The sequence below is a fragment of the Paramagnetospirillum sp. genome, assembly GCF_058402745.1.
The window spans coordinates 1-22,722 of the sequence record NZ_JBZVFI010000015.1 but is presented as its reverse complement, the minus strand read 5'-3'; the positions used below and the strand labels follow the sequence as shown (position 1 = coordinate 22,722).

24 protein-coding genes are annotated in these 22,722 nt (G+C 66.5%); 17 read left to right on the top strand and 7 right to left on the bottom strand.

Annotated features, from left to right (window positions below):
- Entirely contained in the window at positions 1-2,319 is a 2,319-nt protein-coding gene (gene feoB, locus ACV4UZ_RS12085; protein ID WP_491601071.1) for a Fe(2+) transporter permease subunit FeoB, read from the top strand.
- 8 nt (positions 2,320-2,327) lie between these two features.
- Positions 2,328-2,543, top strand: a complete 216-nt coding sequence (locus ACV4UZ_RS12080; protein WP_491601070.1) for a FeoC-like transcriptional regulator — start codon at positions 2,328-2,330, stop codon at positions 2,541-2,543.
- A 37-nt stretch (positions 2,544-2,580) separates the two neighbouring features.
- Here ACV4UZ_RS12080 and ACV4UZ_RS12075 read toward each other — a convergent pair whose 3' ends face one another.
- Both ACV4UZ_RS12075 and ACV4UZ_RS12070 read right to left on the bottom strand, forming a co-directional pair.
- Positions 2,581-3,081 carry a rubrerythrin family protein gene (locus ACV4UZ_RS12075; protein WP_491601069.1) on the bottom strand — a complete coding sequence of 167 codons (501 nt, stop codon included), beginning with the start codon at positions 3,079-3,081 and terminating at the stop codon, positions 2,581-2,583.
- Between the two features lie 84 nt (positions 3,082-3,165).
- Entirely contained in the window at positions 3,166-3,939 is a 774-nt protein-coding gene (locus ACV4UZ_RS12070) for a hypothetical protein (protein ID WP_491601068.1), read from the bottom strand.
- 125 nt (positions 3,940-4,064) lie between these two features.
- Between ACV4UZ_RS12070 and ACV4UZ_RS12065 the strand changes: the two genes are divergently transcribed.
- The gene (locus ACV4UZ_RS12065; protein ID WP_491601067.1) at positions 4,065-4,694 is read left to right on the top strand and encodes a ribonuclease T2; all 630 of its coding nucleotides are present in this window, start codon (positions 4,065-4,067) and stop codon (positions 4,692-4,694) included.
- 160 nt (positions 4,695-4,854) lie between these two features.
- Positions 4,855-6,207, top strand: a complete 1,353-nt coding sequence (locus tag ACV4UZ_RS12060; protein ID WP_491601066.1) for a sensor histidine kinase — start codon at positions 4,855-4,857, stop codon at positions 6,205-6,207.
- Here the strand turns inward: ACV4UZ_RS12060 and ACV4UZ_RS12055 are convergent.
- Both ACV4UZ_RS12055 and thiS read right to left on the bottom strand, forming a co-directional pair.
- Positions 6,104-6,799, bottom strand: a complete 696-nt coding sequence (locus ACV4UZ_RS12055; RefSeq protein WP_491601065.1) for an alpha/beta fold hydrolase — start codon at positions 6,797-6,799, stop codon at positions 6,104-6,106. The two genes, ACV4UZ_RS12060 and ACV4UZ_RS12055, sit on opposite strands and share 104 nt — an antisense overlap.
- Positions 6,800-6,907: 108 nt before the next feature.
- Positions 6,908-7,909: a sulfur carrier protein ThiS gene (thiS, locus tag ACV4UZ_RS12050; protein ID WP_491601064.1), complete on the bottom strand. Its 1,002-nt coding sequence runs from the start codon at positions 7,907-7,909 to the stop codon at positions 6,908-6,910.
- A 227-nt stretch (positions 7,910-8,136) separates the two neighbouring features.
- Here thiS and ACV4UZ_RS12045 point away from each other — a divergent pair, with 227 nt between their 5' ends.
- Positions 8,137-9,333, top strand: coding sequence for a hypothetical protein (locus ACV4UZ_RS12045; RefSeq protein ID WP_491601063.1), 1,197 nt, complete (start codon positions 8,137-8,139; stop codon positions 9,331-9,333).
- On the opposite strand, the gene ACV4UZ_RS12040 is transcribed toward ACV4UZ_RS12045, so the two are convergent.
- A complete protein-coding gene (locus tag ACV4UZ_RS12040) occupies positions 9,270-10,640 on the bottom strand; it encodes a sensor histidine kinase (protein ID WP_491601062.1) in 1,371 nt (456 codons plus the stop codon). The genes ACV4UZ_RS12045 and ACV4UZ_RS12040 overlap by 64 nt on opposite strands.
- A complete protein-coding gene (locus ACV4UZ_RS12035) occupies positions 10,640-11,419 on the bottom strand; it encodes a PstS family phosphate ABC transporter substrate-binding protein (RefSeq protein WP_491601332.1) in 780 nt (259 codons plus the stop codon). Before ACV4UZ_RS12035 ends, ACV4UZ_RS12040 begins: the two co-directional genes overlap by 1 nt.
- A 184-nt stretch (positions 11,420-11,603) precedes the next feature.
- On the opposite strand from ACV4UZ_RS12035, the gene aroQ reads away from it, so the two are divergent.
- The 10 genes from aroQ to ACV4UZ_RS11985 all read left to right on the top strand — a co-directional run bounded on the left by aroQ (position 11,604) and on the right by ACV4UZ_RS11985 (position 19,502).
- Complete coding sequence (gene aroQ, locus ACV4UZ_RS12030) at positions 11,604-12,071, top strand: type II 3-dehydroquinate dehydratase (protein ID WP_491601061.1); 468 nt, start codon at positions 11,604-11,606, stop codon at positions 12,069-12,071.
- Positions 12,071-12,520, top strand: a complete 450-nt coding sequence (locus ACV4UZ_RS12025; RefSeq protein WP_491601060.1) for an acetyl-CoA carboxylase biotin carboxyl carrier protein — start codon at positions 12,071-12,073, stop codon at positions 12,518-12,520. The genes aroQ and ACV4UZ_RS12025 overlap by 1 nt, the downstream gene beginning before the upstream one ends.
- A gap of 4 nt (positions 12,521-12,524) precedes the next feature.
- Entirely contained in the window at positions 12,525-13,868 is a 1,344-nt protein-coding gene (gene accC, locus ACV4UZ_RS12020) for an acetyl-CoA carboxylase biotin carboxylase subunit (protein WP_491601331.1), read from the top strand.
- A 169-nt stretch (positions 13,869-14,037) separates the two neighbouring features.
- Positions 14,038-14,310: a hypothetical protein gene (locus tag ACV4UZ_RS12015; protein WP_491601059.1), complete on the top strand. Its 273-nt coding sequence runs from the start codon at positions 14,038-14,040 to the stop codon at positions 14,308-14,310.
- 94 nt (positions 14,311-14,404) lie between these two features.
- Positions 14,405-15,760, top strand: a complete 1,356-nt coding sequence (gene hemN / locus ACV4UZ_RS12010) for an oxygen-independent coproporphyrinogen III oxidase (RefSeq protein WP_491601058.1) — start codon at positions 14,405-14,407, stop codon at positions 15,758-15,760.
- 5 nt (positions 15,761-15,765) lie between these two features.
- The gene (locus tag ACV4UZ_RS12005; RefSeq protein ID WP_491601057.1) at positions 15,766-16,188 is read left to right on the top strand and encodes a deoxycytidylate deaminase; all 423 of its coding nucleotides are present in this window, start codon (positions 15,766-15,768) and stop codon (positions 16,186-16,188) included.
- 422 nt (positions 16,189-16,610) lie between these two features.
- The gene (locus tag ACV4UZ_RS12000; RefSeq protein WP_491601056.1) at positions 16,611-17,990 is read left to right on the top strand and encodes a ribulose-bisphosphate carboxylase; all 1,380 of its coding nucleotides are present in this window, start codon (positions 16,611-16,613) and stop codon (positions 17,988-17,990) included.
- A 12-nt stretch (positions 17,991-18,002) separates the two neighbouring features.
- Positions 18,003-18,896: a phosphoribulokinase gene (locus ACV4UZ_RS11995; protein ID WP_491601055.1), complete on the top strand. Its 894-nt coding sequence runs from the start codon at positions 18,003-18,005 to the stop codon at positions 18,894-18,896.
- Positions 18,897-18,963: 67 nt separating this feature from the next.
- The gene (locus ACV4UZ_RS11990) at positions 18,964-19,212 is read left to right on the top strand and encodes a CopG family ribbon-helix-helix protein (RefSeq protein ID WP_491601054.1); all 249 of its coding nucleotides are present in this window, start codon (positions 18,964-18,966) and stop codon (positions 19,210-19,212) included.
- Entirely contained in the window at positions 19,209-19,502 is a 294-nt protein-coding gene (locus ACV4UZ_RS11985) for a type II toxin-antitoxin system RelE/ParE family toxin (protein ID WP_491601053.1), read from the top strand. The genes ACV4UZ_RS11990 and ACV4UZ_RS11985 overlap by 4 nt, the downstream gene beginning before the upstream one ends.
- A 3-nt stretch (positions 19,503-19,505) precedes the next feature.
- Here the strand turns inward: ACV4UZ_RS11985 and nudC are convergent, their stop codons facing one another.
- The gene (nudC, locus tag ACV4UZ_RS11980) at positions 19,506-20,426 is read right to left on the bottom strand and encodes an NAD(+) diphosphatase (protein WP_491601052.1); all 921 of its coding nucleotides are present in this window, start codon (positions 20,424-20,426) and stop codon (positions 19,506-19,508) included.
- 90 nt (positions 20,427-20,516) lie between these two features.
- Here nudC and ACV4UZ_RS11975 point away from each other — a divergent pair, with 90 nt between their 5' ends.
- Both ACV4UZ_RS11975 and ACV4UZ_RS11970 read left to right on the top strand, forming a co-directional pair.
- Positions 20,517-22,163, top strand: a complete 1,647-nt coding sequence (locus ACV4UZ_RS11975; protein WP_491601051.1) for a putative bifunctional diguanylate cyclase/phosphodiesterase — start codon at positions 20,517-20,519, stop codon at positions 22,161-22,163.
- Positions 22,164-22,306: 143 nt separating this feature from the next.
- Positions 22,307-22,722, top strand: a 416-nt coding sequence (locus ACV4UZ_RS11970; RefSeq protein ID WP_491601050.1) for a 4Fe-4S dicluster domain-containing protein, incomplete at its 3' end; no start/stop codon positions are given.

The following is a 22,722-nucleotide window of genomic DNA, read 5'->3' as shown; positions in this document are numbered from 1 at the left end:
ATGCGCAACATCGTCGCCGTCGTCGGCAATCCCAATTGCGGCAAGACCACCCTGTTCAACGCCCTGACCGGCTCCACCCAGCAGGTGGGCAACTGGCCGGGCGTCACCGTCGAGAAGAAGGTCGGCTCCTACAAGTTCCGGGGCGAAAGCTACGATCTGGTGGACCTGCCGGGCGTCTACATGATCGGCGGCATCGCCAGGGGCTCCGAGGACGAGCGGGTGGCCCGCGACTACGTGCTGTCGGGCGAGCCGCAGGTGGTGGTCAACATCCTGGACGCCTTCAACCTGGAGCGGAACCTCTATCTCACCGCCCAGCTGCTGGAGATGCGGGTGCCCATGGTGGTGGCCGTCAACATGATGGACCTGGCCGAGAAGACCGGCATCCACATCGACGTCGCCGCCCTGTCCAAGGCCCTGGACTGCCCGGTGGTGCCGCTGGTGGCCAGCCGGCGGCGCGGCATCGACGATCTGCGCGCCGCCATCGCCCAGGCCTGCGCCGGCCGGCATGTGCCCGCCGTCCAGCCCGAGCACGCGGCGGCGGTGCGGGCCGGCCGTGACGCCCTGGCCGCCCTTCTGGCCGAGGCGGCGGCGGCCCGCCAGGTGGAGGCGGGCTGGGCGGCGCTGAAGCTGATCGAGGGCGACAATTTCGCCGAGACCCTGGCGGCGGGCAAGCTGGACGCCGAGGTCGAGGCCCGTCGCGCCGATATCGAGACTCGATGCGGCGAGGAGGCGGACATCATCATCGCCGACGGCCGCTACACCTTCATCCATCATGTGATGGAAGCGGCGGTGCTGCACCACCGCAAGGCCTCGCTGGCGCTGACCCGGCGCATCGACAAGGTGGTGCTGAACCGCTTCCTGGGCGTGCCCATCTTCCTGTTCGCCATGTATCTGATGTTCCTGTTCACCATCAAGATCGGCGGCTCGTTCATCGAATTCTTCGGCCTCGTCGCCGAGGCCCTGTTCATCGACGGCGTCGGCGCCCTGCTGAACGGCGCCGGCGCGCCGGAATGGCTGGTGGTGGCGCTGTCCACGGGCGTGGGCGGCGGCGTCAAGACGGTGGCGACCTTCATTCCCGTCATCGGCTCGCTGTTCCTGTTCCTGTCCTTCCTGGAGGATTCGGGCTACATGGCCCGCGCCGCCTTCGTCATGGACCGCGCCATGCGGGCCATCGGCCTGCCGGGCAAATCCTTCGTGCCCCTCATCGTCGGCTTCGGCTGCAACGTGCCGGCCATCATGGCGACCCGCACCCTGGAAAGCCGCCGCGACCGCGTGCTGACCGTGATGATGGCCCCGTTCATGTCGTGCGGCGCCCGCATGCCGGTCTATGCCCTGTTCGCCTCGGCCTTCTTCGTCGAGAACGGCCAGAACGTGGTGTTCGCCCTCTATCTGCTGGGGATTCTGTTCGCCGTCGCTACCGGCCTGATCCTCAAGACCACGGTGCTGCGCGGCGAGGCCTCGCCCTTCGTGCTGGAACTGCCGCCCTACCATCTGCCCACCGTCCACACGGTGCTGCTGCAGACCTGGCAGCGTCTGCGTGAATTCATCTTCCGCGCCGGCCAGTTCATCGTGCCGCTGGTGGCGGTGCTGAGCATACTCAACGCCCTTGGCACCGACGGCAGTTTCGGCAAGGAGAACAGCCAGGATTCCGTGCTGGCCGAGGCCAGCCGCGTCATCACCCCCGTCTTCCATCCCATGGGAGTCACCGACGGCAACTGGCAGGCGGCGGTGGGGCTGTTCACCGGCATCTTCGCCAAGGAGGCGGTGGTGGGCACGCTCAACGCGCTGTATGCCCAGGCCGACGGCGCCGCCGAGGACAAGGGCGAGGGCGGTATCCCGGCCAAGCTGATGGAGGCCGCCGCCACAATTCCCGTCAAGCTGTCCAAGGTGGCCGAATCCCTGGGCGATCCCCTGGGGCTGGACCTGTCCTTCACCGCCGATTCCCAGGCCGCCGCCACCGAGCTGAAGGTCAAGGGCGACGTGTTCGGCGCCATGACCGCCCGCTTCGACGGCGCGGCCGGCGCCTTCGCCTACATGCTGCTGATCCTGCTCTACACCCCCTGCGTCGCCGCCATGGGCGCCATCAAGCAGGAGGCCGGGCTGGGCTGGACCGCCTTCGCGGCCGGCTGGACCTCGCTGCTGGGATATTGCGCCTCGGTGGGATTCTATCAGGCGGCGGCGGGGCTGGAGCGCGATCCCGGCCGGGCGGCCGTCTGGATCGCCGGCTGCGTGGCGACGCCCATCCTGGCGACCGTATTGCTCAGGCTGTACTCGGCGGTTCAGGGCCGACGCATGCTGGCCGCCGTTCCGGCGGAGTAGCGGCGCCCATGACCCTGGTGGAGGTGAAGGCCTATCTGATGGAGCGCCGCCGGGCCGGGCTGGGCGAGATCGCCACCCGGTTCGAGTCCTCGCCCGATGCGGTCCGGCAGATGCTCGGCCATTGGATCGCCAAGGGAAGGGTCCGGCGGGTGGACGAGGGCTCGTGCGCCGCCGGTTGCCAGTGCCATGTCCGCCGGGACGAGATATACGAGTGGGTGGGGTGACGTTCCGCCGGTTCTGACGTTCCGTCACCCCGCGTTTTCAGGCCACCGCCGAGAACTTCCCCGCCTTGGCGTTGCAGACCGGGCACTGTTCCGGCGCCTCGCCGATCACCGTGTGCCCGCAGATGGCGCAGACGTGGATGTCGCCCCCGGGCAGGTCGTGTCCGGCCTCGATGGCGGCCAGGGCTTCGAGGAACAGGCCGTGGTGGACCTTCTCCACCGCCATGGCGTGGCGCATGGAGAGCAGCGCCTGACGGGCGCCCTCGGCCTCGGCGGTGCTGATGAAGGCGGGATACATCTCCTCGAATTCGTGCTTCTCGCCGGAAATGGCCTCGCGCAGGTTATCGGCCGTCGCCTTGATGCCGCCCATGGCGCGGAGATGGGCGTGGGCGTGAATGGTCTCGGCCGCCGCCACGGCGCGGAACAGCTTGGCGATTTCGGGCAGGCCGTCCTTGGCGGCGGCCTCGGCGAAGGCCAGATACTTCCGGTTGGCCTGGCTTTCCCCCGCGAAGGCCTCGGCGAGATTGTCGTTGGTCTTCATGTGTCGTTCCCCCTGGGTCGGTTCCGTTCGGTGCCGGATCCTATCCCACGACGAAGGGGGAGAAAACAGGGATTGCGGCCGGCGCTAAATGGCGCAGGTGGCCAGATTGACCAGGAAATTGCCGATCAGGTGGTGGGGATCGGTGCCGAATTCCTTGTGGAAGGCGGCCTCGTCCTTGCGGTCCAGGTTCTGCAGCGGATCGAACATGGCGTGGAAGAACATGCAGAACTCGCGCTCGCCGAACTGGATGGGATCGTCGTAGGGGCTGTGCTCCCTGGTGACGAAGGCGTTGGACGCCAGGCTGACCGTGGTGGGGTGGTACTGCATCAGCTTGATGAACCAGTCCTTGCGCAGGTCGTAGCGCTTGAACGAGGCGGCGATCTTGACCAGGACATGCCACAGGATGACCTTGGCCTCGGCATCGGCGTAGAAGGCATCCCAGGTGAAGTGGTCGCCCAGATCGTCCTTAAGGGTCTTGACGATGGCGGCGCAGCGTTCGGCGGCCACCGCCTCCTCGTCGCCCAGCACCATGTGCAGGAACGAGAAGATGTTGGGAACCAGCACCCGGTCCAGCCGGCCCTCCGAGAACAGCCCGGACAGCGGATGCAGCATCAGCCGCCCGAAGGCGTTGGTGCGCCGCTGCTCCATGCTTTCGCCCTCGACCACCTCCATCAGTTCCCGATAGGAGCGGCGGTAGAAATCGTCGAAGGCGATGGAATCCTTGAGTTCGGCCACCAGGGCTTCCAGGGTGCGCATGTCGATGGCGTGGCCGTGCAGCGCCTGTTCCGCCGCGCGGACCAGGGCGTCCAGCACCACGTTGGTGGTCTTGCGCAGATGTTCCGGCCCCCGGCCCGTCATGGTTCGCTCCGCCGATGCTCAATGGTGGATGTTATCATCCATTTCTTAAGAATGTAATTCGCGCTCCGATTGCTTTCCAGGCCTGACCACCGTAAACAGGATGAAAGGATGGTGGATGGCCTGGCATGAAACTTCTTCTGATCATTGCGGGACTTCTCGCCCCGGTCGCCGCCTGGGCCGACCAGTGCGGCCCGGCGCGCGGCACCGTGGGGCGCTATGATTACTACCTGCTCAGCCTGTCCTGGGCGCCGGCCTATTGCGACACGGAACCGGGGCGGCGCAACCGGCAGCAATGCGGCCCCGGCGCCGATTACGGCTTCGTGGTGCATGGGCTGTGGCCGCAATATGCCGAGGGCCAATGGCCGCAATGCTGTCAGGCGGTCGATCCGGTGAAGCCTTCTCCCACGGTGGACGAGGCGTCCAGGGTGATGATCGGCTCTAAGCTGCGGCAACATGAATGGGACAAGCACGGTTCCTGCGTCACCAGCCGCCAGGACGAGTATTTCGGCAAGATCAACCGGGCGGTGGCGGCCTTCGGCCTTGCCCCCTCCATTCCCGCCGGCGGCGCCGGGCGCATCCGGGTGTCCGACCTGAAGCGGCATTGGCCGGTTCCGCCGCAATCGCTCACCGTACGGTGCACGGGAAAAAGGCTGTCCGAGGTTCGTCTCTGCCTGGACAGGACGCTGTCTCCCATTTCGTGCCCGGCGACGGCGGCAAGGAGCGACAATTGCCCGGGAACGGTCAGCCTGGATTGAGGCGCGGTAACCCTCTCCCCAAGAGGGAAAAACCCCGCTATCGTGAGCGAGTCTTGGCGGCCGGGGAGGAACGGGCCTGAACAGGATGGAACAGATCGTCGGGCGACTCCTGCCGGTTCGCCGCGATGACGCAGATGATCAGCTGATTCGGGATCGTCTGATGGTCCAGATCGGCCTGATCACCTCCATCTACTGCGTCGTCTACATCATAACGTCGGCGGGGATCGGCTACCCCGCCGGTGTCGTCTTGATGTCGGCCTGCTTCGTCATCATCCTGATCCTTCTCGCCTTTTTTCGCAGATCGGGCAATTACCGCCTGACCGGCAACCTGTTCCTGGCCGACTGCCTGTTCGTTGCCATCCTCGGCAACAGCGCCCTCACCGGCGGAAGCCAGTCGCCGGTCATCCACTGGCTGTTCCTGGTGCCGGTCTGTTCGGTGATCCTTCTCGGGCTGTCCCGGGACACCCTGGCATGGCTGGTGCTCAGCATTCTGGGGCTGGTGTGCATGCCCACCGCCTCGTCCCTGGGCTACGGCTTTCCCGAGCTCTACGACCTGGACCACAAGGCGATGTTCTCCGCCCTCTGCGATCTCGGCCTCAGCACCATTCTGTTCCTTGCCGCCGCGATCTTTCACGCCAATCGCGGAGCATTGATCAGCCAGTTGAAGCAAGCGGAGCAGGCGCTGCGGGAAACCAACCGGCAGATTCGGAGCGCCCTCGACATTCAGCGCAAGGCGGCCCAGGAGCAGCGGAATTTCATGGCGATGATCAGCCACGAGTTCCGCACTCCGCTCGGCATCATTTCCGGGGCCGCCTCGGTCCTTTCCCTGACCTCAGGGGAAGATGGCGACACGCGGACGGAAACCGAAAAGGTCTTTCGCGCCGTCCGGCGCATGGACCACATGATCGACATGCTGACCGACAACGACTGGCTGGAGATCGCCACCACCAAATTCCGGAGTGATCCGATCGACCTTTTGGCTCTGGTGCAGGCGGCGGCGACCGACATCGCCGATCTCGCCCCCGCGCGGTTGATCCGTCTGTCGTCGAGCGAGTCGGTGGTGGTTTCCGGCGACAGAGATCTCCTGGCAGTGGCGTTCTCCAATCTGCTGGGCAATGCCAGCAAGTACTCGCCGCCCGCCACCCCCATCGAGGTGCAACTGGGACGCCGCGACGACCGGGCCGAGATTCGCGTGGTCGATCAGGGCGCGGGCATCTCGCCGGCCGATCTGCCCCACGTCTTCGAGAAGTACTATCGCTCCAGCACCGTGGAGCATACGCCGGGAACGGGGCTCGGGCTCTATCTGGTCAAGCGGATCGTCGAGCGCCACGGCGGTTCTATTTCGGTGGCCAGCGCCCCCGGTCAAGGCGCCACCTTCACCCTCAGTCTTCCCTTGTGGGGCTCAAGATCTATGGCGACAGCCACGCCAGCAGTTCGGCGCTGTCCGCGTCGGGCCGTTCCATGGGCGACAGGTGGCCGCAATGGGGGATGGTCACCCGCCGCGCTCCCTTGATCAGCGCCGCCATTTCGTCGTGGCGGTCGGGGGGCGTGAGGCCGTCCTCGGCCCCGCACAGCACCAGGGTGGGGCAGGCGATCCCGGAAAGGGATGGCCGCGAATCGGGGCGCGCCATGATGGCGGCCTGCTGACGGGCGAAGGCCTCGGCTCCCACCGCGCGGGCCATGTCCCTGGCCAGCCCGGTGATCGCCTCGTCCTTCAGGTGGTCGGGATGCAGCAGCAGGGGCAGCATGGTGGGCATGATCTTGTCGAAGCCGCCCGAGCGGGCCAGTTCCACCGCGTCCTTGCGCCGCTGGGTCTGTTCCGGCGGATCGGGCCGCGCCGTGGTGTCGAGCAGGGCCAGGCGCTCCACCCGACCGGGCGCCCGGCGCATGATCTCCATGGCCACGTAGCCGCCCATGGACAGCCCGGCCAGGGCGAAGGTCGGGGGCGCCGCCGCCAGCACCCGGTCGGCCATGGCGCCCAGGGAATCGTCCAGGGTGAGGTCGCCGACCATCACCTCGACCCGTCCGGTCAGGGCGGCCGCTTGGCCCGACCACAGCCGGTGGTCGTTGAGCAGGCCGGGCAGCAGGACGAGGGCGGCGCTCATCCGGCCAGCTTGCGGATCAGCCAGGACACGCCGAAGCCCAGGCCGATCCAGAAGCCGTAGACCATCAGGTTGTCGAGAAAGGTCTCCATGTTCATGGCGCGAGGCTCCTCAGATCAGTCCGGACGTGGGCGACGAGGGGTCGGCATAGCTCTTCTTCGGCATGCGCCCGGCCAGATAGGACAGCCGCCCGGCCTCGATGGCCAGTTTCATGGCGCGGGCCATGCGGACGGGGTCCTTCGCATGGGCGATGGCGGTGTTCATCAGCACGCCGTCGCAGCCCAACTCCATGGCCACCGCCGCGTCCGAGGCGGTGCCGACGCCGGCGTCCACCAGGACGGGGACCTTCACGCTTTCCTTGATTATGCGGATGGTGGTGGGGTTGAGGATGCCCAGCCCCGAGCCGATCAGCGAGCCCAGCGGCATGATGGCGACGCAGCCCATGTCTTCCAGCATCTTGGCCTGGATGGGGTCGTCGGAACAGTAGACCATCACCTCGAACCCGTCCTTGATCAGGGCTTCTGCGGCCTTCAGGGTCTCGGGCATGTTGGGGTACAGCGTGGTCTGGTCGCCCAGCACCTCCAGCTTGACCAGATTCCAGCCGCCCGCCTCGCGGGCCAGACGCAGGGTGCGCACCGAGTCGTCGGCGGTGTAGCAACCCGCCGTGTTGGGCAGGAAGGTGTACTTCTTGGGGCTGACGTAATCCACCAGCATGGGCTTGGAAGGATCGGACAGGTTCACCCGGCGCACCGCCACGGTGACGATCTCGGCGCCCGAGGCCTCGATGGCCTGGGCGGTCTCCTCGAAATCCTTGTACTTGCCGGTGCCCACCAGCAGCCGCGAGGTGAAGGTCTTGCCCGCCACGGTGAAGGTGTCGGCCGTGTCGGAGCCGCCGCCGATGCCCGCGGCTGAAGAGCCGCCGCCGATGAAAGCGACGATCTCCAGCCTGTCGCCGTCATTCACCGCCACCTGGGCGTAGGAGGATTTGGGAACGATCTCCAGATTGCGCTCCACCGCCACCTTGCGGGAATCGACGCCCAGCTCGCCCAAAAGAGCCTCGACGGTCATGGAGGCGGTAAAGCTCCGCTCCTCGCCATTGATCACCAGCTTCATGAATGATGTCCCTGCTGCCAAAGGGCCATTCAGCCCCCTCACGGTTCGAGCCTGAAACATGGCACCGAGCCGCCCGCGAGGCAATCCCCCGGCGATGGCGCATCTTTGCCGGTCGGAAGGATTGCATGCAATCATAAGGAGTTATTGTTGCAATAAGACACCCTAAGGATGTTGAAGTTGGAGTCGTATATCGTTTTAATGCTGTCTTGTTTCAGCCGGGGGGCGAGATGGATTCTTCGACGCGGGCCAAGACGTTCGTTCAGCTGGCGGGGTCCATGGCCTGGCTGGCGCTGCTTTACGGAGCGCTGCTCTACGTGGCGGTGGGGGCCTTGGGGGTCAGCGAACTGACCCGGCGCATCGGCGACGAATCCGCCAACGTGATCCACATGATCGAGGTGGGCCGCGACATCCGCAGCGGCGAGGAAGAGGCGCTGGAACGCGAGACCGCCTTGCTGGCGGAAAAGGAGGTGCTGCTGCAGGGCGCCATCTCGGATTTCCGCAATTTCGGCGTGGCGCAAGGACTGGCGTTGCAGGATCTTCAGCCGATCATCGACAATTACGACCTGGCGCCCCGGCTTTCGGCGGCCTTGCGGAAGCCGGTGGACATGGAGACGGAAAAGCAGTGGGCGGCGGTGATGGGCGCCATGATGCAGCTGCAATTCGACATCCGCGACCTCAGGAAGGCCATGGAATCCCGATACGCGGTGCTGCGTTCGGCCTGGTCGGCCCATCCCCAGGTGGCGGCCGAGGCGGCTCGGCTGAAGATCGATCCGCTGACCGTGGACCGGGCCGCCGCCACCGCCGACACCCTGCAGGAACTGGGCTATGCCAGCCTGTTCGCCCTGCCCAGCGAGATTCTGACCTTGCTGCTGGCCCTGTCCATGGGGGCGCTGGGCAGCACCTTGCACGTGACCAAGACCCTGCTGACCGCGTCCGAGGAGCGGCCGGCCTCCTATTACCTGATCCGCCCCTTCCAGGGCATGGTGACGTCGCTGGTGGTGTTCGTGCTGTTGAAGGCGGGACAGCTGACCATCTCGTCGGGAGATTCCGACAATCTCAACATTTTCTTCGTGTCCTTCGCCGGCATTGCCTCGGGCCTGCTGGCGGAAGAGGCCTATCGCATGATCTGCCGGGCCGGGGCGGGCATCATCAAGACCGAGGAAGCCGAATCCCGCTGGGCCTTCAAGCTGAGGGCAGCGTTGAATGCCTGCGGCTCCACGCCGCTCCAACTGGCCGACGGCATCCGGGTTCCCCTGGCCGAGCTGGAGACGTGGCTGGCCGAGACCCACCCGGTGCCGCCCCTGCAGCAGCGGCTGATCGCCGCCTGGCTTCACATGCCGGAGCGGGAACTGTTCACCGCTCAGCCTCCCGCCGAGGAGAGCAGCTCCAGCCTGTCGGCCGCCGCCGTTGCCTCGGCCCCCTGATTTCGCCCGGAAGACTGCCTCGGCAGGGTCAGGCACAGCACCACGCCCCGTCGGTCCTCGCCGTTCTCGGCCCACAGCGCCCCACCCAGCAGGAAGGCCATCAGGCGGGCCGTCGCCAGGCCGGGGCGCATGGTGCCGCCCTCGGCGTGGACCAGCAGGTGGAACATGCGCTCGGGATCGCGCTCGTCCAGGGGGAGGCCGTCGTCACAGAAGCGGATTTCCCACTCGTCCTTCTGGGGACGGGCCTTGACGCATATGCTCGGCTTGGCGTCGGGACGGCGATGACGGACGGCATGGGCCAGCACTTCGGTGAACAGGTCGGCGACCATCTCGGGGTCGGTGGTCACCACGGGCAGCTCGTGCCACTCGGGCGCCACCGCATTGTCGAGCCTCTGCCCGGCGACCTTGAGCACATCCTCGAGGGCGACGGGGATCATGGACAGCGGGCGCTCGCGCAGGCCGAGATAGCGCGACAGCGCCTTCAACTGCGTCTGCATGCGGGAGACGCCGGACTTGAGGAAGTCCAGATAGCCGGCGCCTTCCTCCCCCCCGGCCCCGGTCTCGTGCCAGCGCACCAGCAATTGGGAATAGGACAGGATGGTCCTGAGCGGCTCGCGCAGATGGTGGGTGGTCAGCAGGGCCACATGGGTGATGTCCTGGGTGGCCATCTTCAGATGGGCCGAATGGGCGGCCAGCTGTTGCCGGGCTTCCTCCAGCTCCTCCACCCGGCGCGACAGGCTGTCGGTGGTTTCCTCGATCACCGCCAGCGAGCGGTCCAGCGCCTTGCGCCCGACCATTCGGGCCAGCAGCAGCAGCAGGGCCATGGAACCCAGCCCGATTCCCCCCGACAGAAGGGCCGGCTGCAGCGCGTCGTCCAGGGGCACCTCCATCACCACCCGGCCCACCGGCAGCCTTCCGTCGGTGACCTCGTCCTCCAGCGTCAGGTTGAAGCGGCCCGTCTCGCCCCGCACCGGGAACTCGTTGACCGTGCCGGACCGATCGATGAAGGCCAGCCGCGACGGCGGATTGGTGCCGCCGCGCAGAACGCCCGCCACCACCGAGGGCAGTCGGACGCCCTCGAATTCCCAGACGTCCAGATTGGCGGCGACGAAGGACGACAGGCGGTCGGTCACCAGGCCGAGACGGATCTCGGCCTCGAGCTGGGCCTGGCTGTAGCGCTGCCAGACCTCGAAGACCGGAATGACGAACAGCCACAGGAAGCCCACCGCCACCAGCCCCAGCGTGAACATCCGCCGTACCCGGGCGATGGATTGGATCACCGCCTTGCTGGTTTCGATGGGAGACATCAGTTTCCGGTCACCGGCAGGCAGCCGTTGGCGCGCAGCAAGGCGGCGGCGGGGGGCGAGCGGGCATAATCGACGAAGGCCCGGGCCGCGGCCGAGGGCGAGCGGGGCAGGGCGAGGACCAGCGGCATCTCGGGCAGGGGTGGGCCGTTCTCCAGGGTCTCCAGGCTGGGCGTCACGCCGTCCAGGGGCACGGCGACCAGCTTGCGCTTTTCCGCCAGCAAGGGGGCGAAGGCGCCGAAGGTCACCAGGGTACGGCTGGTTTCGACCGCGTCCATGGCGTCCTGGTCGGTGAGCGCCATGACGGCACCCCGCGCGTCACGGGCCGCCGTCACCGCCGGAACCAGGTCGGGATAGGTCTCCAGCAGGCGGATGAAGCCGGTATCGGTGGGCGGGCGCAGCAGCACCCGCACCTCGCCGCCGGGGAAGGGCGGCAGGGCATTGGCGAACAGCGCGGCCAGGTCGCCGCGCTTCAGCGTCACGTCCCGGCGCCCGGCATTGATGTAGAACACCAGCGGCGTGCGGCAGATGGGGACCGACATGCCGCCCTCCACCTCGCCCGGCTTCAGCGGGCGGGCCAGGATGCCCACGTCGAGCTTGCCCGCGGCCAGTCCCTTGATCGCACCGGCGGTGCCGACGCTTTCCGGAACCCAGATGGGGGTGTCGGGATGGTCGCGGCGGTACTGTTCAGCCAGCAGGCGGACCAGGGCGATGCCGATGCCGGTGCCGGCGGCACGCACGGTTTCCGCTCCGGCCGGCGAGGCGAGAAGGCTCGTCCCCATAAGGAGTGCAAGCCCGAACCTGTACAGGCTCATCATGGTTTTTCCGTATGCGCACCCAGTCCCCTATTCCTTTTGCCAAGCCCCCAGGACTTAGGCAAGGGTGGAAAGCATACCCTGGACGAACGGTGGGGGTCGGTCGCTTCTGTACCTTGCGCCGCGACGGACCCGTGCTATAAACCCTGCCATGGTGAACAACGGACCCGATCCCATAATCAGCATTCTGAACGGTCCCAACCTCAACATGTTGGGCACCCGGCAGCCGGAGCTGTACGGGACCGAGACGCTCGCCGATATCGAGGCCGCCTGCCGCGGCCACGGCGCGTCGCTCGGCATGGGGGTTGAATTCTCGCAGACCAACATGGAAGGCGAGCTGGTCACCCGCATTCAGCAATGCCGCGGCCGCGTCGCCGGCATCATCATCAATGCCGGGGCCTATACCCATACGTCGGTGGCGATCCTCGACGCGCTGCTGGCGGCGGAGGTTCCGACCATCGAGGTTCACCTGTCCAACATTCACCAGCGGGATTCGTTCCGCCATCACTCTTACGTGGCCAAGGCGGCCAAGGGGATGATCTGCGGGCTGGGAAGCCACGGATACATCCTGGCGCTCGACGCGCTGGCCCGCCTGATCAAGGGAAATGCAGAGGCATAATGGGCAACAAGACTCCCATCGACAGCGAACTGGTCCGCACCCTGGCGGCCCTGTTGGATGAAACCAACCTCACCGAAATCGAATACGGCGTCGGCGAGATGCGCATCCGCGTCGCCCGTCAGGCGGCTCCGGTGGCCGTGCATCACGCCGCTCCGGCCATGGTGGGCCATGCCGCGTCCATGCCGGCCCAGGCGGCGGCCTCCGACGCCGACCATCCCGGCGCGGTGACCTCGCCCATGGTGGGCGTCGCCTATCTGGCGCCCGAGCCCGGCGCGGCCAAGTTCGTCAATCCCGGCGACATGGTCGCCGAGGGCCAGACCATCATGCTGATCGAGGCCATGAAGACCTTCAATCCCATCCGGGCGCCCCGGGGCGGCAAGCTGACCCGCATCTTCGTGACCGACGGCCAGCCGGTGGAATTCGGCGAGCCCCTGCTGATCATCGAATAGCATGATGTTCGAGAAGGTCCTCATCGCCAATCGGGGCGAGATCGCACTTCGGATCCATCGCGCCTGCCGCGAGATGGGCATCCGTACCGTGGCGGTGCATTCCACCGCCGACAACGACGCCATGCATGTGCGTCTTGCCGACGAGGCCGTATGCATCGGCCCGCCCTCGGCCCGCGATTCGTACCTGAACAAGGCGGCGATCCTGTCGGCCGCCTCCATCACCGGGGCGGACGCCATCCATCCCGGCTACGGCTTCCTGTCCGAGAACGCCGACTTCGCCCAGATGGTCGAGGAGCACGGCTTCGTGTTCATCGGCCCGACGGCCGAGCACATCCGCATGATGGGCGACAAGATCACCGCCAAGCAGGCGGTCAAGGACGCCGGCATTCCGGTGGTGCCCGGCTCCGACGGTTCGGTCGATACCGAGGAACTGGCGCTGGAAGTGGCGGCGGGCATCGGCTATCCCGTGCTGATCAAGGCCACCGCCGGCGGCGGCGGCAAGGGCATGAAGGTCGCCCGCAACCCGGATGAGCTGGTCGAATCCTGGAAGCTGGCCCGCAACGAGGCCAAGGCCGCCTTCGGCAACGCCGACGTCTACATGGAAAAGTATCTCGGCAAGCCGCGCCACATCGAGATGCAGATCCTGGCCGACAATTACGGCGCCGTGGTGCATCTGGGCGAGCGCGACTGCTCTTTGCAGCGCAAGCATCAGAAGGTGCTGGAGGAGGCCCCGTCGCCGGCGCTCAACGCCGACCAGCGCGCCAGGATCGGCAAGATCGCCTGCGACGCCATCGCCAAGCTGGGCTACCGCAACGCCGGCACCATCGAGTTCCTCTACGAGAACGGCGAGTTCTACTTCATCGAGATGAACACCCGCCTGCAGGTGGAGCACCCCATCACCGAGGCCATCACCGGCATCGATCTGGTGCGCGAGCAGATCCGCATCGCCGCCGGGGCGCCCTTGGGCTACACCCAGGCCGACGTGCGCTTCGCCGGCCATGCCCTGGAATGCCGCGTCAACGCCGAGGACCCGGTGACCTTCACGCCGTGCCCCGGCCGGATCGAGGGCTATCACGCCCCCGGCGGTCTCGGCGTGCGGGTGGATTCGGGCCTCTATGCCGGCTACCGCATTCCGCCGCATTACGACTCGATGATCGCCAAGCTGATCGTGTTTGGCAACACCCGCAACGAGGCGCTGATGCGCCTGCGCCGGGCCTTGGGCGAATACGTGATCGAGGGCGTCAAGACCACGCTGCCGCTGCACAACCGGCTGGTCCAGGACGCCGATTTCGTCAATGGCGATTACGACATCCACTGGCTGGAAAAATTCGTGGCGCAGCATTCTTAATTATATCAGTCAGTTAGCGCCGCCCGCATCATCTTTGGTCGGGCGGCGTATCATTTACCATTCCTGCTTTATTACCGTCACCTCAGTCAGCACCGTTCCGCCCGAGTGACATTTTGGTCGCCGTTCGTGTAGGATTGCGACCGGCAGGAACAGGAGCCGTACGGCGGTCATGGCAACGATCCCCTTCGACACTCTGAAGTTCGTCGAGAAACTTGAAGCAGGCGGGTTCACCCACCAGCAGGCGAAGGCGGCTGCCGAGGCGTTTGCCGAGGCCACCAGCCAGGAATTGGCGACCAAGGGCGATCTTGATCGGGTCGAAAGGTCGCTCCGTTCCGACGTCGAGCTTGCCAAACGCGACCTGAAGATTTGGTTCGGCTCGGTGATGATCATCGCCGTCACCGTCATCCTTGCGGCGATCCGCTACCTGCCGGCAGGGAGCTGACTTTCCATTGCCGCGAATACCCCCACGCCGCCCGGTGTTGCCAATGGCGGGCCGCTGGGAGTAGGTTTGGGCCGAATTTTGCGGGATACCTCAGATGCGCCCCGATCTTGCGGCCAAGTACGACCTTCGCGTTCCCCGTTACACCTCCTATCCCACCGCGCCGCATTTCCATCCCGGCGTGACGGCCGAGACCTATAAGGGCTGGCTGGGGGAAATCGATCCCCAACTGGAACTGTCGCTGTACCTCCACATCGCCTTCTGCGCCGAGATGTGCTGGTTCTGCGGCTGCCACACCAAGATCACCAAGCGCTACGCCCCCGTCGCCGCCTACATGGACGCCCTGTGGCGCGAGGTGGACCTGGTGGCCGAGGCGCTGCCCACCCGCATGACGGCGCGCCACGTCCATTTCGGCGGCGGCTCGCCCACCATCCTCTCGTCCGAGGATTTCGTCCGCACCATCGACCTGCTGAAGAGCCGCTTCATCCTCAAGCCCGATGCCGAGGTGGCGGTGGAACTGGACCCGCGCACCGCCGACGAGGCCTATGTCCAGGCCATGGCCGGGGCGGGGGTGACGCGCGCCTCCATCGGCGTGCAGGACCTGGACGACAAGGTGCAGCAGGCCATCAACCGCATCCAGCCCTACGAGGTCACCGAGCGGGTGGTGGAATGGCTGGGCAAGTACGGCGTGCCCGAGGTCAACATCGACCTGATCTACGGATTGCCGCACCAGACCCTCGACGGGCTGCTGGCCACCATCGACAAGGCGGTGAAGGGCTTTCGCCCCAAGCGCGTCGCCCTGTTCGGCTATGCCCACGTGCCGTGGATGAAGAAGCACCAGCGCCTGATCCCCGAAGACACCCTGCCCGACACCGAGACCCGCTGGCAGCAGTATGAACAGGGCTGCAGGCTGCTGACCGAGACCCTGGGCTATGTCCAGATCGGCCTCGACCATTTCGCCGCCCCCGACGACGAGATGGCCATCGCGCTGAAGAACAAGCGGCTGCACCGCAATTTCCAGGGCTACACCACCGATTCCGCCACCACCCTGATCGGCTTCGGCGCCTCGGGCATCGGCTCGCTGCCCCAAGGCTACGTGGTCAACGACGGCGAGGTCCACGCCTACCAGCGCGCCATGGCCGAGGGCAAGCTGGCCACCTCGCGCGGCGTGGCGATTACCGCCGACGACATCCTGCGGCGCGAGATCATCGAGCGGCTGATGTGCGACCTGGAGATCGACCTGGACAAGGTGGCGGCCCGCCATGGCGCCGACGGTTCGCAGTTCGGCCCCGAACTGGCCTCGCTGGCCCCCTTGCAGGCCGACGGGCTGGTGGAGGTCGCCGGCCACCGCATCCACGTCACCGACGAGGGCCGCACCCTGGTGCGCGCCGTCTGCGCCGCGTTCGATCGCTACCTCAAGGCGGGCGAGCAGCGCCATTCCAAGGCGGTCTGATCACCATGACCATGAGCTGGCACGACTACTTCATGGGCTTCGCCAAGCACGCGGCGAGCAAGTCCAAGGACCCCAGCACCCAGGTGGGGGCGGTGGCGGTGGGACCCGACGGCGAGATCCGCGCCACCGGCTACAACGGCCTGCCCAGGGGCGTGGAGGACAGGCCCGAGCGCATGGAGCGCCCGGCCAAGTATCTGTGGACCTCCCATGCCGAGGAAAACCTGGTGGCCCATGCCGCCCGGGTGGGGGTCAGCCTCAAGGGCTGCACCGTCTACGTCACCCACTATCCGTGCTCGCGCTGCGCCCGCTCGCTGATCCAGGCGGGAGTGGCTCAGATTCACGTGGGCGACGGCACCACCTCCATGCCGGCCGAGGAATTCGACACCGCCCGCGTGATGTTCGAGGAATCCGGCGTCAAGGTGGGCTGAGGTCGTTCTGGCGACGGCTTTGTTGCGGACGCGGTAAATTTACCACAGAGGCACAGAGACACAGAGAAGGCACAGAGGAATAAAGCTAACGAAAGTGTCACCCTGAGCAGCGCGAAGGGTCCTTCAGGCATCTGCGGCGGCCGCTTCAATCTGAAAGATGCTTCGCTTGCGCTCAGCATGACAGTTCATTTTCTCGGTGCCTCTGTGGTTCAATCCACTGTTTCAACGGTCAGGCCGTTGCCGTTGGGATAAAGAAGGGTAGGTTTTCCCACCCGCCCCACTCCCGGCGGGTGGGGGGCTCCCACCCAAGTCATTTTCCCATACTCCCCCTCCGGGTGTTCCGGCGCCCGGCCGCCGCCCTCATAGTAGCGTCCGCGAATACAAGGGCGAATGCCCAGAACCATCCGGGAGACGACGGCGCCATGGACCAGTCGAAGCGCTATGTGAATCTGGGATTGCGCGAGGCCGAGCTGATCGCGGGCGGCCGCCATGTGCTGTGCGCCTATCGCATGCGGCCCAAGGCCGGCTACGGCTATGTGGAGACGGCGGCCCATTTCGCCGCCGAATCCTCCACCGGCACCAATGTGGAGGTGTGCACCACCGACGACTTCACCCGCGGCGTCGACGCCCTGGTCTATCACGCCGACGAGGCGAGCGGGCTGATGAAGATCGCCTATCCGGTGGAGCTGTTCGACCGCAACATCATCGACGGCAAGGCGATGATCGCCTCGTTCCTGACGCTCACCGTGGGCAACAACCAGGGCATGAGCGACGTGGAGCACGCCAAGATGGAGGATTTCTGGGTTCCGCCCGATTTCCTGCGGCTGTTCGACGGCCCGGCGGTCAACATCTCCCACATGTGGAAGGTGCTGGGCCGTCCCGAGGTGAACGGCGGCATGGTGGTCGGCACCATCATCAAGCCCAAGCTGGGCCTGCGTCCCAAGCCCTTCGCCGACGCCTGCCACCAGTTCTGGCTGGGCGGCGACTTCATCAAGAACGACGAGCCCCAGGGCAACCAGGTCTTCGCGCCGTTCAAGGAAACCATGATCCTGGTGGCCGACGCCATGCGCCGCGCCCAGGACGAGACGGGGCGGCCCAAGCTGTTCTCCGCCAACATCACCGCCGACGATCCGGCCGAGATGATCGCGCGCGGCGAGTTCATCCTGAAGACCTTCGGCGAGAACGCCTCCCATGTGGCCTTCCTGGTGGACGGCTTCGTCGCCGGGCCGACGGCGGTGACCACCTGCCGCCGCAACTTCCCCGGCACCTTCCTGCACTACCACCGGGCGGGTCACGGCGCCGTCACCTCGCGCCAGTCCCAGCGCGGCTACACCGTGCTGGTCCACATGAAGATGGCCCGCCTGATCGGGGCCAGCGGCATCCATACCGGCACCATGGGCTACGGCAAGATGGAAGGCGCCCCCGACGAGAAGATGGTGGCCTACATGCTGGAGCGCCAGATGGCCGACGGTGCCCATTACCGCCAGGACTGGGGCGGCATGATGGCCTGCACGCCGATCATCTCGGGCGGCATGAACGCGCTCCGGCTGCCGGGCTTCTTCGACAATCTCGGGCATTCCAACGTCATTCAGACCTCGGGCGGCGGCGCCTTCGGCCACAAGGACGGCCCCGTCGCCGGCGCGCTGTCGCTGCGTCAGGCCCACGAGGCGTGGCAGGCCGGAATCGATCTGGTGGACTACGCCCAGGGCCACCCTGAACTTAAGGCTGCCTTCGAATCCTTTGCGTCCGACGCCGATCGGCTGTATCCCGGCTGGCGTGATCGCCTGCGCATCGCCGCTTGAGTGGGGTACATCGTGTCGAGAAAACATCCGGTCATCGCCGTTACCGGCTCGTCGGGGGCGGGGACCAGCACGGTCAAGGAAGCCTTCGAGCACATGTTCCGCCGCGAGGGCATCAAGCCGGCGGTGGTCGAGGGCGACAGCTTTCACCGCTACAACCGCGCCGACATGAAGAAGGCCATGAAGGAGGCCGAGAAGACCGGCAGCCGGACCTTCAGCCATTTCGGCCCCGACGCCAATCTCTTTCCCCAGTTGGAGGAGCTGTTCGCCTCCTACGGCGATACCGGGCGGGGCAAGCGGCGCTTCTACGTCCACAACGAGGAGGAGGCGGCGCGCTTCGCCCATCTGGGCGTGGGCTCCGGCGAGTTCACCCCCTGGGAGGATCTGCCTGAGGATACCGACTGCCTGTTCTACGAGGGCCTGCACGGCTGCGTGGTGACCCGGGACAACAACGTCGCCCAGCACGTGGACCTGAAGATCGGCGTGGTGCCGGTGATCAATCTGGAATGGATTCAGAAGATCCACCGCGACACCTCGGAACGCGGCTATTCGGAAGAGGCGGTGATGGACACCATCCTGCGCCGCATGCACGACTACGTTCACTACGTGGTGCCGCAGTTCAAGCTGACCGACATCAACTTCCAGCGGGTGCCCATCGTCGACACCTCGGACCCCATCATCGCCCGCGACATCCCCACCGCCGACGAAAGCCTGGTGGTGATCCGCTTCCGCAAGCCCGACCGCTTCCGCGTCGACTTCCCCTTCCTGCTGCAGATGCTGAAGGATTCGTGGATGAGCCGGCGCAACACCATCGTGGTGCCGGGCGGCAAGATGGGACTGGCCATGGAGCTGATCCTCACCCCCATCCTGCGCCGCATCATGGAGGATCGCCGCTCCCTGCTGGGGTAGGCGGGTTGCTTTAAGGCGGGTGATTACCTATGATTACAACGTAATCACGATCCCGCGGAGCCGCGCCATGAGCGGACAGAACTTCTCCATTCGCACCGATGCCGCCAAGCTGAGCGAGATCGACCGCCTGGCCCAGGCCCACAACCGTTCGCGCAATTTCGTGGTCAACGAAGCCATCGATCGCTATCTGGCCGACGAGCGCCGCTGGGCGGAGGCCGTCCAGGCGGGGTTGGCGGCTGCCGATGCGGGGGATTTCGCCTCGACCGACGAGGTCGAAGCGCTTTTCAAGGGATTTGAAGCGGCAGCCAAGGAGTGAGGCTGCGCTGGACCCGGCCGGCTCTCAAGGACCTCGCCGACATCCATGTCCATATCGCCGAGCGGGACCCTGCCGCCGCGTTGCGGGTTGCCCGATTGCTGCGGGCGCAGGCGGAAGGGCTTGCGGTTCATCCCCATATGGGGCGCGAGGGGCGGATCGAAGGAACCCGTGAATTGGTCGTGCCGGGCCTGCCGTTCCTCATCGCCTATCGGGTGACGGAGGATTTCGTCGATGTCCTGGCTCTTCGCCACGGGGCAAGGCTTTGGCCGGGGCGGTTGCCGGCGACTTGACGATCAGCCTTTCAGCCACGCCTCGACCAGCACCCGGGCGATGGAATCCCGGCGCGGCAGGAAGCGGCCTTCGGCGCCCGGACGGTCGGCCTCGCCGAAGGCGCGGACTTCGTCGCGGGAGAACCAGCGCACGTCCTCGATCTCGTGCGGGTCGGCCACCGGCTCGCCTTTCTCCGCCACGGCGTTGAAGCCGATCATCAGGGAGGAGGGGAAGGGCCAGGGCTGGCTGGCTACGTACGTGGTTGAGCGGATCGTGATGCCCGCTTCCTCCCACACTTCGCGCGCCACGGCGCCCTCCAGCGATTCGCCCGGCTCGACGAAGCCGGCCAGGCAGGAATACATGCCGGGTGTCCACGAGGGTTGGCGGCCCAGCAGGGCGCGGCCCGCCGGGTCGGTGACCAGCATGATGATCGCCGGGTCGGTGCGGGGAAAATGCAGGGCGCCGCAGGAGGGGGCGGCGCATCTGGTCGAATGCCCTGAATCCTGGACCAGCAGCGGACCGCCGCAGGACGCGCAGAACCGGGTTTTCTCGCGCCAGACCAGCACGCCCCGGGCATAGGCCAGCAGGGCGGCATCCTGGGCGGGCAGCACCCCGCCCACCGAGCGCAGCCACACCCAGTTGCCCCCCATCTCCGGGCCGTTGTCGCCGCCGTCCAGCCTGGAGACGTCGAGGGCCAGCAATGGCCCGGCCGCATCCTCGCCCAGCAGCAGGCAATTGCCCCCGGTGGCCTCGGCGAGGCGCAGGCCGTAGGCGCGGTCGAGCCAGCGGATGGCGGGCGGGGTGCCGGCCACCAGCTGACGGCCCCGCCAGTAGAGGGTGAAGCGGGCGCCCGGACGGCGCATGAGCTGGGCGATGTCGCCACCCCGGCGGACAGAGTGGGCGCGGTCCAGTCCGAGGCCGGAATAGAGAATGGAGGACGTCATGGCGGCAGCTTGGCATGGTGGAAAGAGGTCGGCGAGAAGAAGATTGCGAATCCCGCGCCGATTTGAAAGATTGTTCCCCCACGGTGACGCATGAATGACATCCAGGCACTTCTCAACGGACTTCTCGATTCCATCCGCGACGCGGTGATCATCGCCGACGGCGAAGGCAACCCCCTGCGCTCGAACCCGGCGTTCGAGACGCTGATGGGGTTCACCTCGGCCAGTGGGGCCGAGGTTTCGCGCCTGGCGGCCGGCATGATCTACCGGGCGCTGACCCCCGGGGCGGGCGGGCGCTGGCAGGGCATGGTCGCCTGTCCCGACGGCAAGGAACGCCCCTTCGAGGTCACCGCCGCCGCCATCAATTCGGCGGCCGACTTTCCCGACCGCTATCTCTGCGTGGTGCGGCCCGCCGTGGCCGACGACGCCAGTGGCGAGGGCGGCAGCTTCGGCTACGATTCCCTGACCGGCCTGCCCAACCGCGACCTGTTCGCCGACCGTATCGGCCAGGCGGTGCTGCAGGCCAACCGCACCGGCGGTTCGGTGGCGCTGATGATGATGGGGCTGGATCGCTTCACCCTGGTCAACGACGCCCTGGGCCACGGCGCCGGCGACCGCCTGCTGATCGAGGTGGCCCGCCGTCTCAAGATGTGCGTGCGCGAGACCGACACGGCGGTGCGCCTGGACGGCGACAAGTTCGCCCTGGTGATGGCCATCGCCGACACCGACGACAGCGTCATCGTCGCCGAGAAGGCGCTGAACGCCGTCAAGGAGCCTTTCGCCCTGGACGGGCAGGAGGTGGTGATCACCTTCTCCATCGGCATCAGCGTCTATCCCCTGGACGCCGATTCCAGCACCCAGCTGGTCAAGCACGCCGAGAACGCGCTGCACTACGCCAAGGTCTCGGGCCGCAACCAGTACCAGTTCTTCTCCAAGGACATGAACCGCAAGGCCAAGTCCAGGCTGGAACTGGAGGGCCGCATGCGCCGCGCCCTGGCCAACGAGGAATTCGTGGTCTTCTACCAGCCCAAGGTGTCGGCCGACAGCGACACCATCGTCGGGGCCGAGGCGCTGATCCGCTGGATGGACCCCGAGCGCGGCATGGTCTCGCCCGGCGAGTTCATTCCGGTGGCCGAGGAAAGCGGCCAGATCGAGGCCATCGGCACCTGGATCCTGCGCGAGTCCTGCGTGCAGAACCGCCGCTGGCAGGATGCCGGCTTCCATCCGCTGAAGGTGTCGGTCAACGTCTCGGCGCGGCAGTTCCGCTCGCGCGCCCTGATCGAGACGGTGACCGAGGCTCTCGATTCCTCCGGCCTCGATCCCAAATGGCTGGAACTCGAGATCACCGAGAGCATGCTGATGAACGACGTGGATACGGCGGTGCGCAAGATGAAGGCGCTGCGCGACCTGGGCGTCGGGCTGTCCATCGACGATTTCGGCACCGGCTATTCCTCCCTCAGCTATCTGGGGCGCTTCCCCATCACCACCCTGAAGATCGACCGCGCCTTCATCGCCGACGTGGACACCAATCCCAAGACCGCCGAGATCGCCCGCGCCATCATCGGCCTGTCGCGCGGCCTCAACCTGGAGGTGGTGGCCGAGGGGGCCGAAATCGCCGAACACATCATGTTCCTGCGCAACAACGGATGCGACACCGTGCAAGGGTTCTACTACTCCCGGCCCGTTCCCGCCGAGGAGTTCGAGCGCATGATGCGCCAAAGGGTCCTGGTTCACGCCTGATCTCGCGTGACGGTAAGTTTTGTCCTCACTTCCATGGGGTCTTTTGACCAACGTCAAAGCGCCCGATCGGGTGCGGTGACATTTTTCCGCCATCTGGCATCACCCCTGGGGAGAGGGGGTGGCCTGCCGAGGGAGGAAATCCGATGTCTGGGCTCATGTCCCGGCGGACGTTGTTGACGAGGCGGACCGAGAACCGGGCGCCGTCGGGCCCACGTCCGCCCTGGAGCATCGCGACTTTCGCCGCTGCCTGCGATGGTTGCGGCGCCTGCCTCGCCTCCTGTTCCGAACACATTCTCGTCAAGGGTGCCGATGGCCGGCCGGTGGTGGACTTCGCCCGCGGCGGCTGCACCTTCTGCGGCGATTGCGACACCGCCTGCGTGCCGCGCGACGGCCGCCCGGCGGCCATCGACCGCAAGGCGTTCGACGGTTTGGGCCGCCTGCCGGTGCTGGCGCGGCTCGGTGCCGCCTGTATTTCCATCCAGGGCGTGACCTGCCGTCTGTGCGGTGATCCCTGCGAGTCCCGTGCCATCAAGTTCCGGCCGTTGCCGGGCGGCCGCGT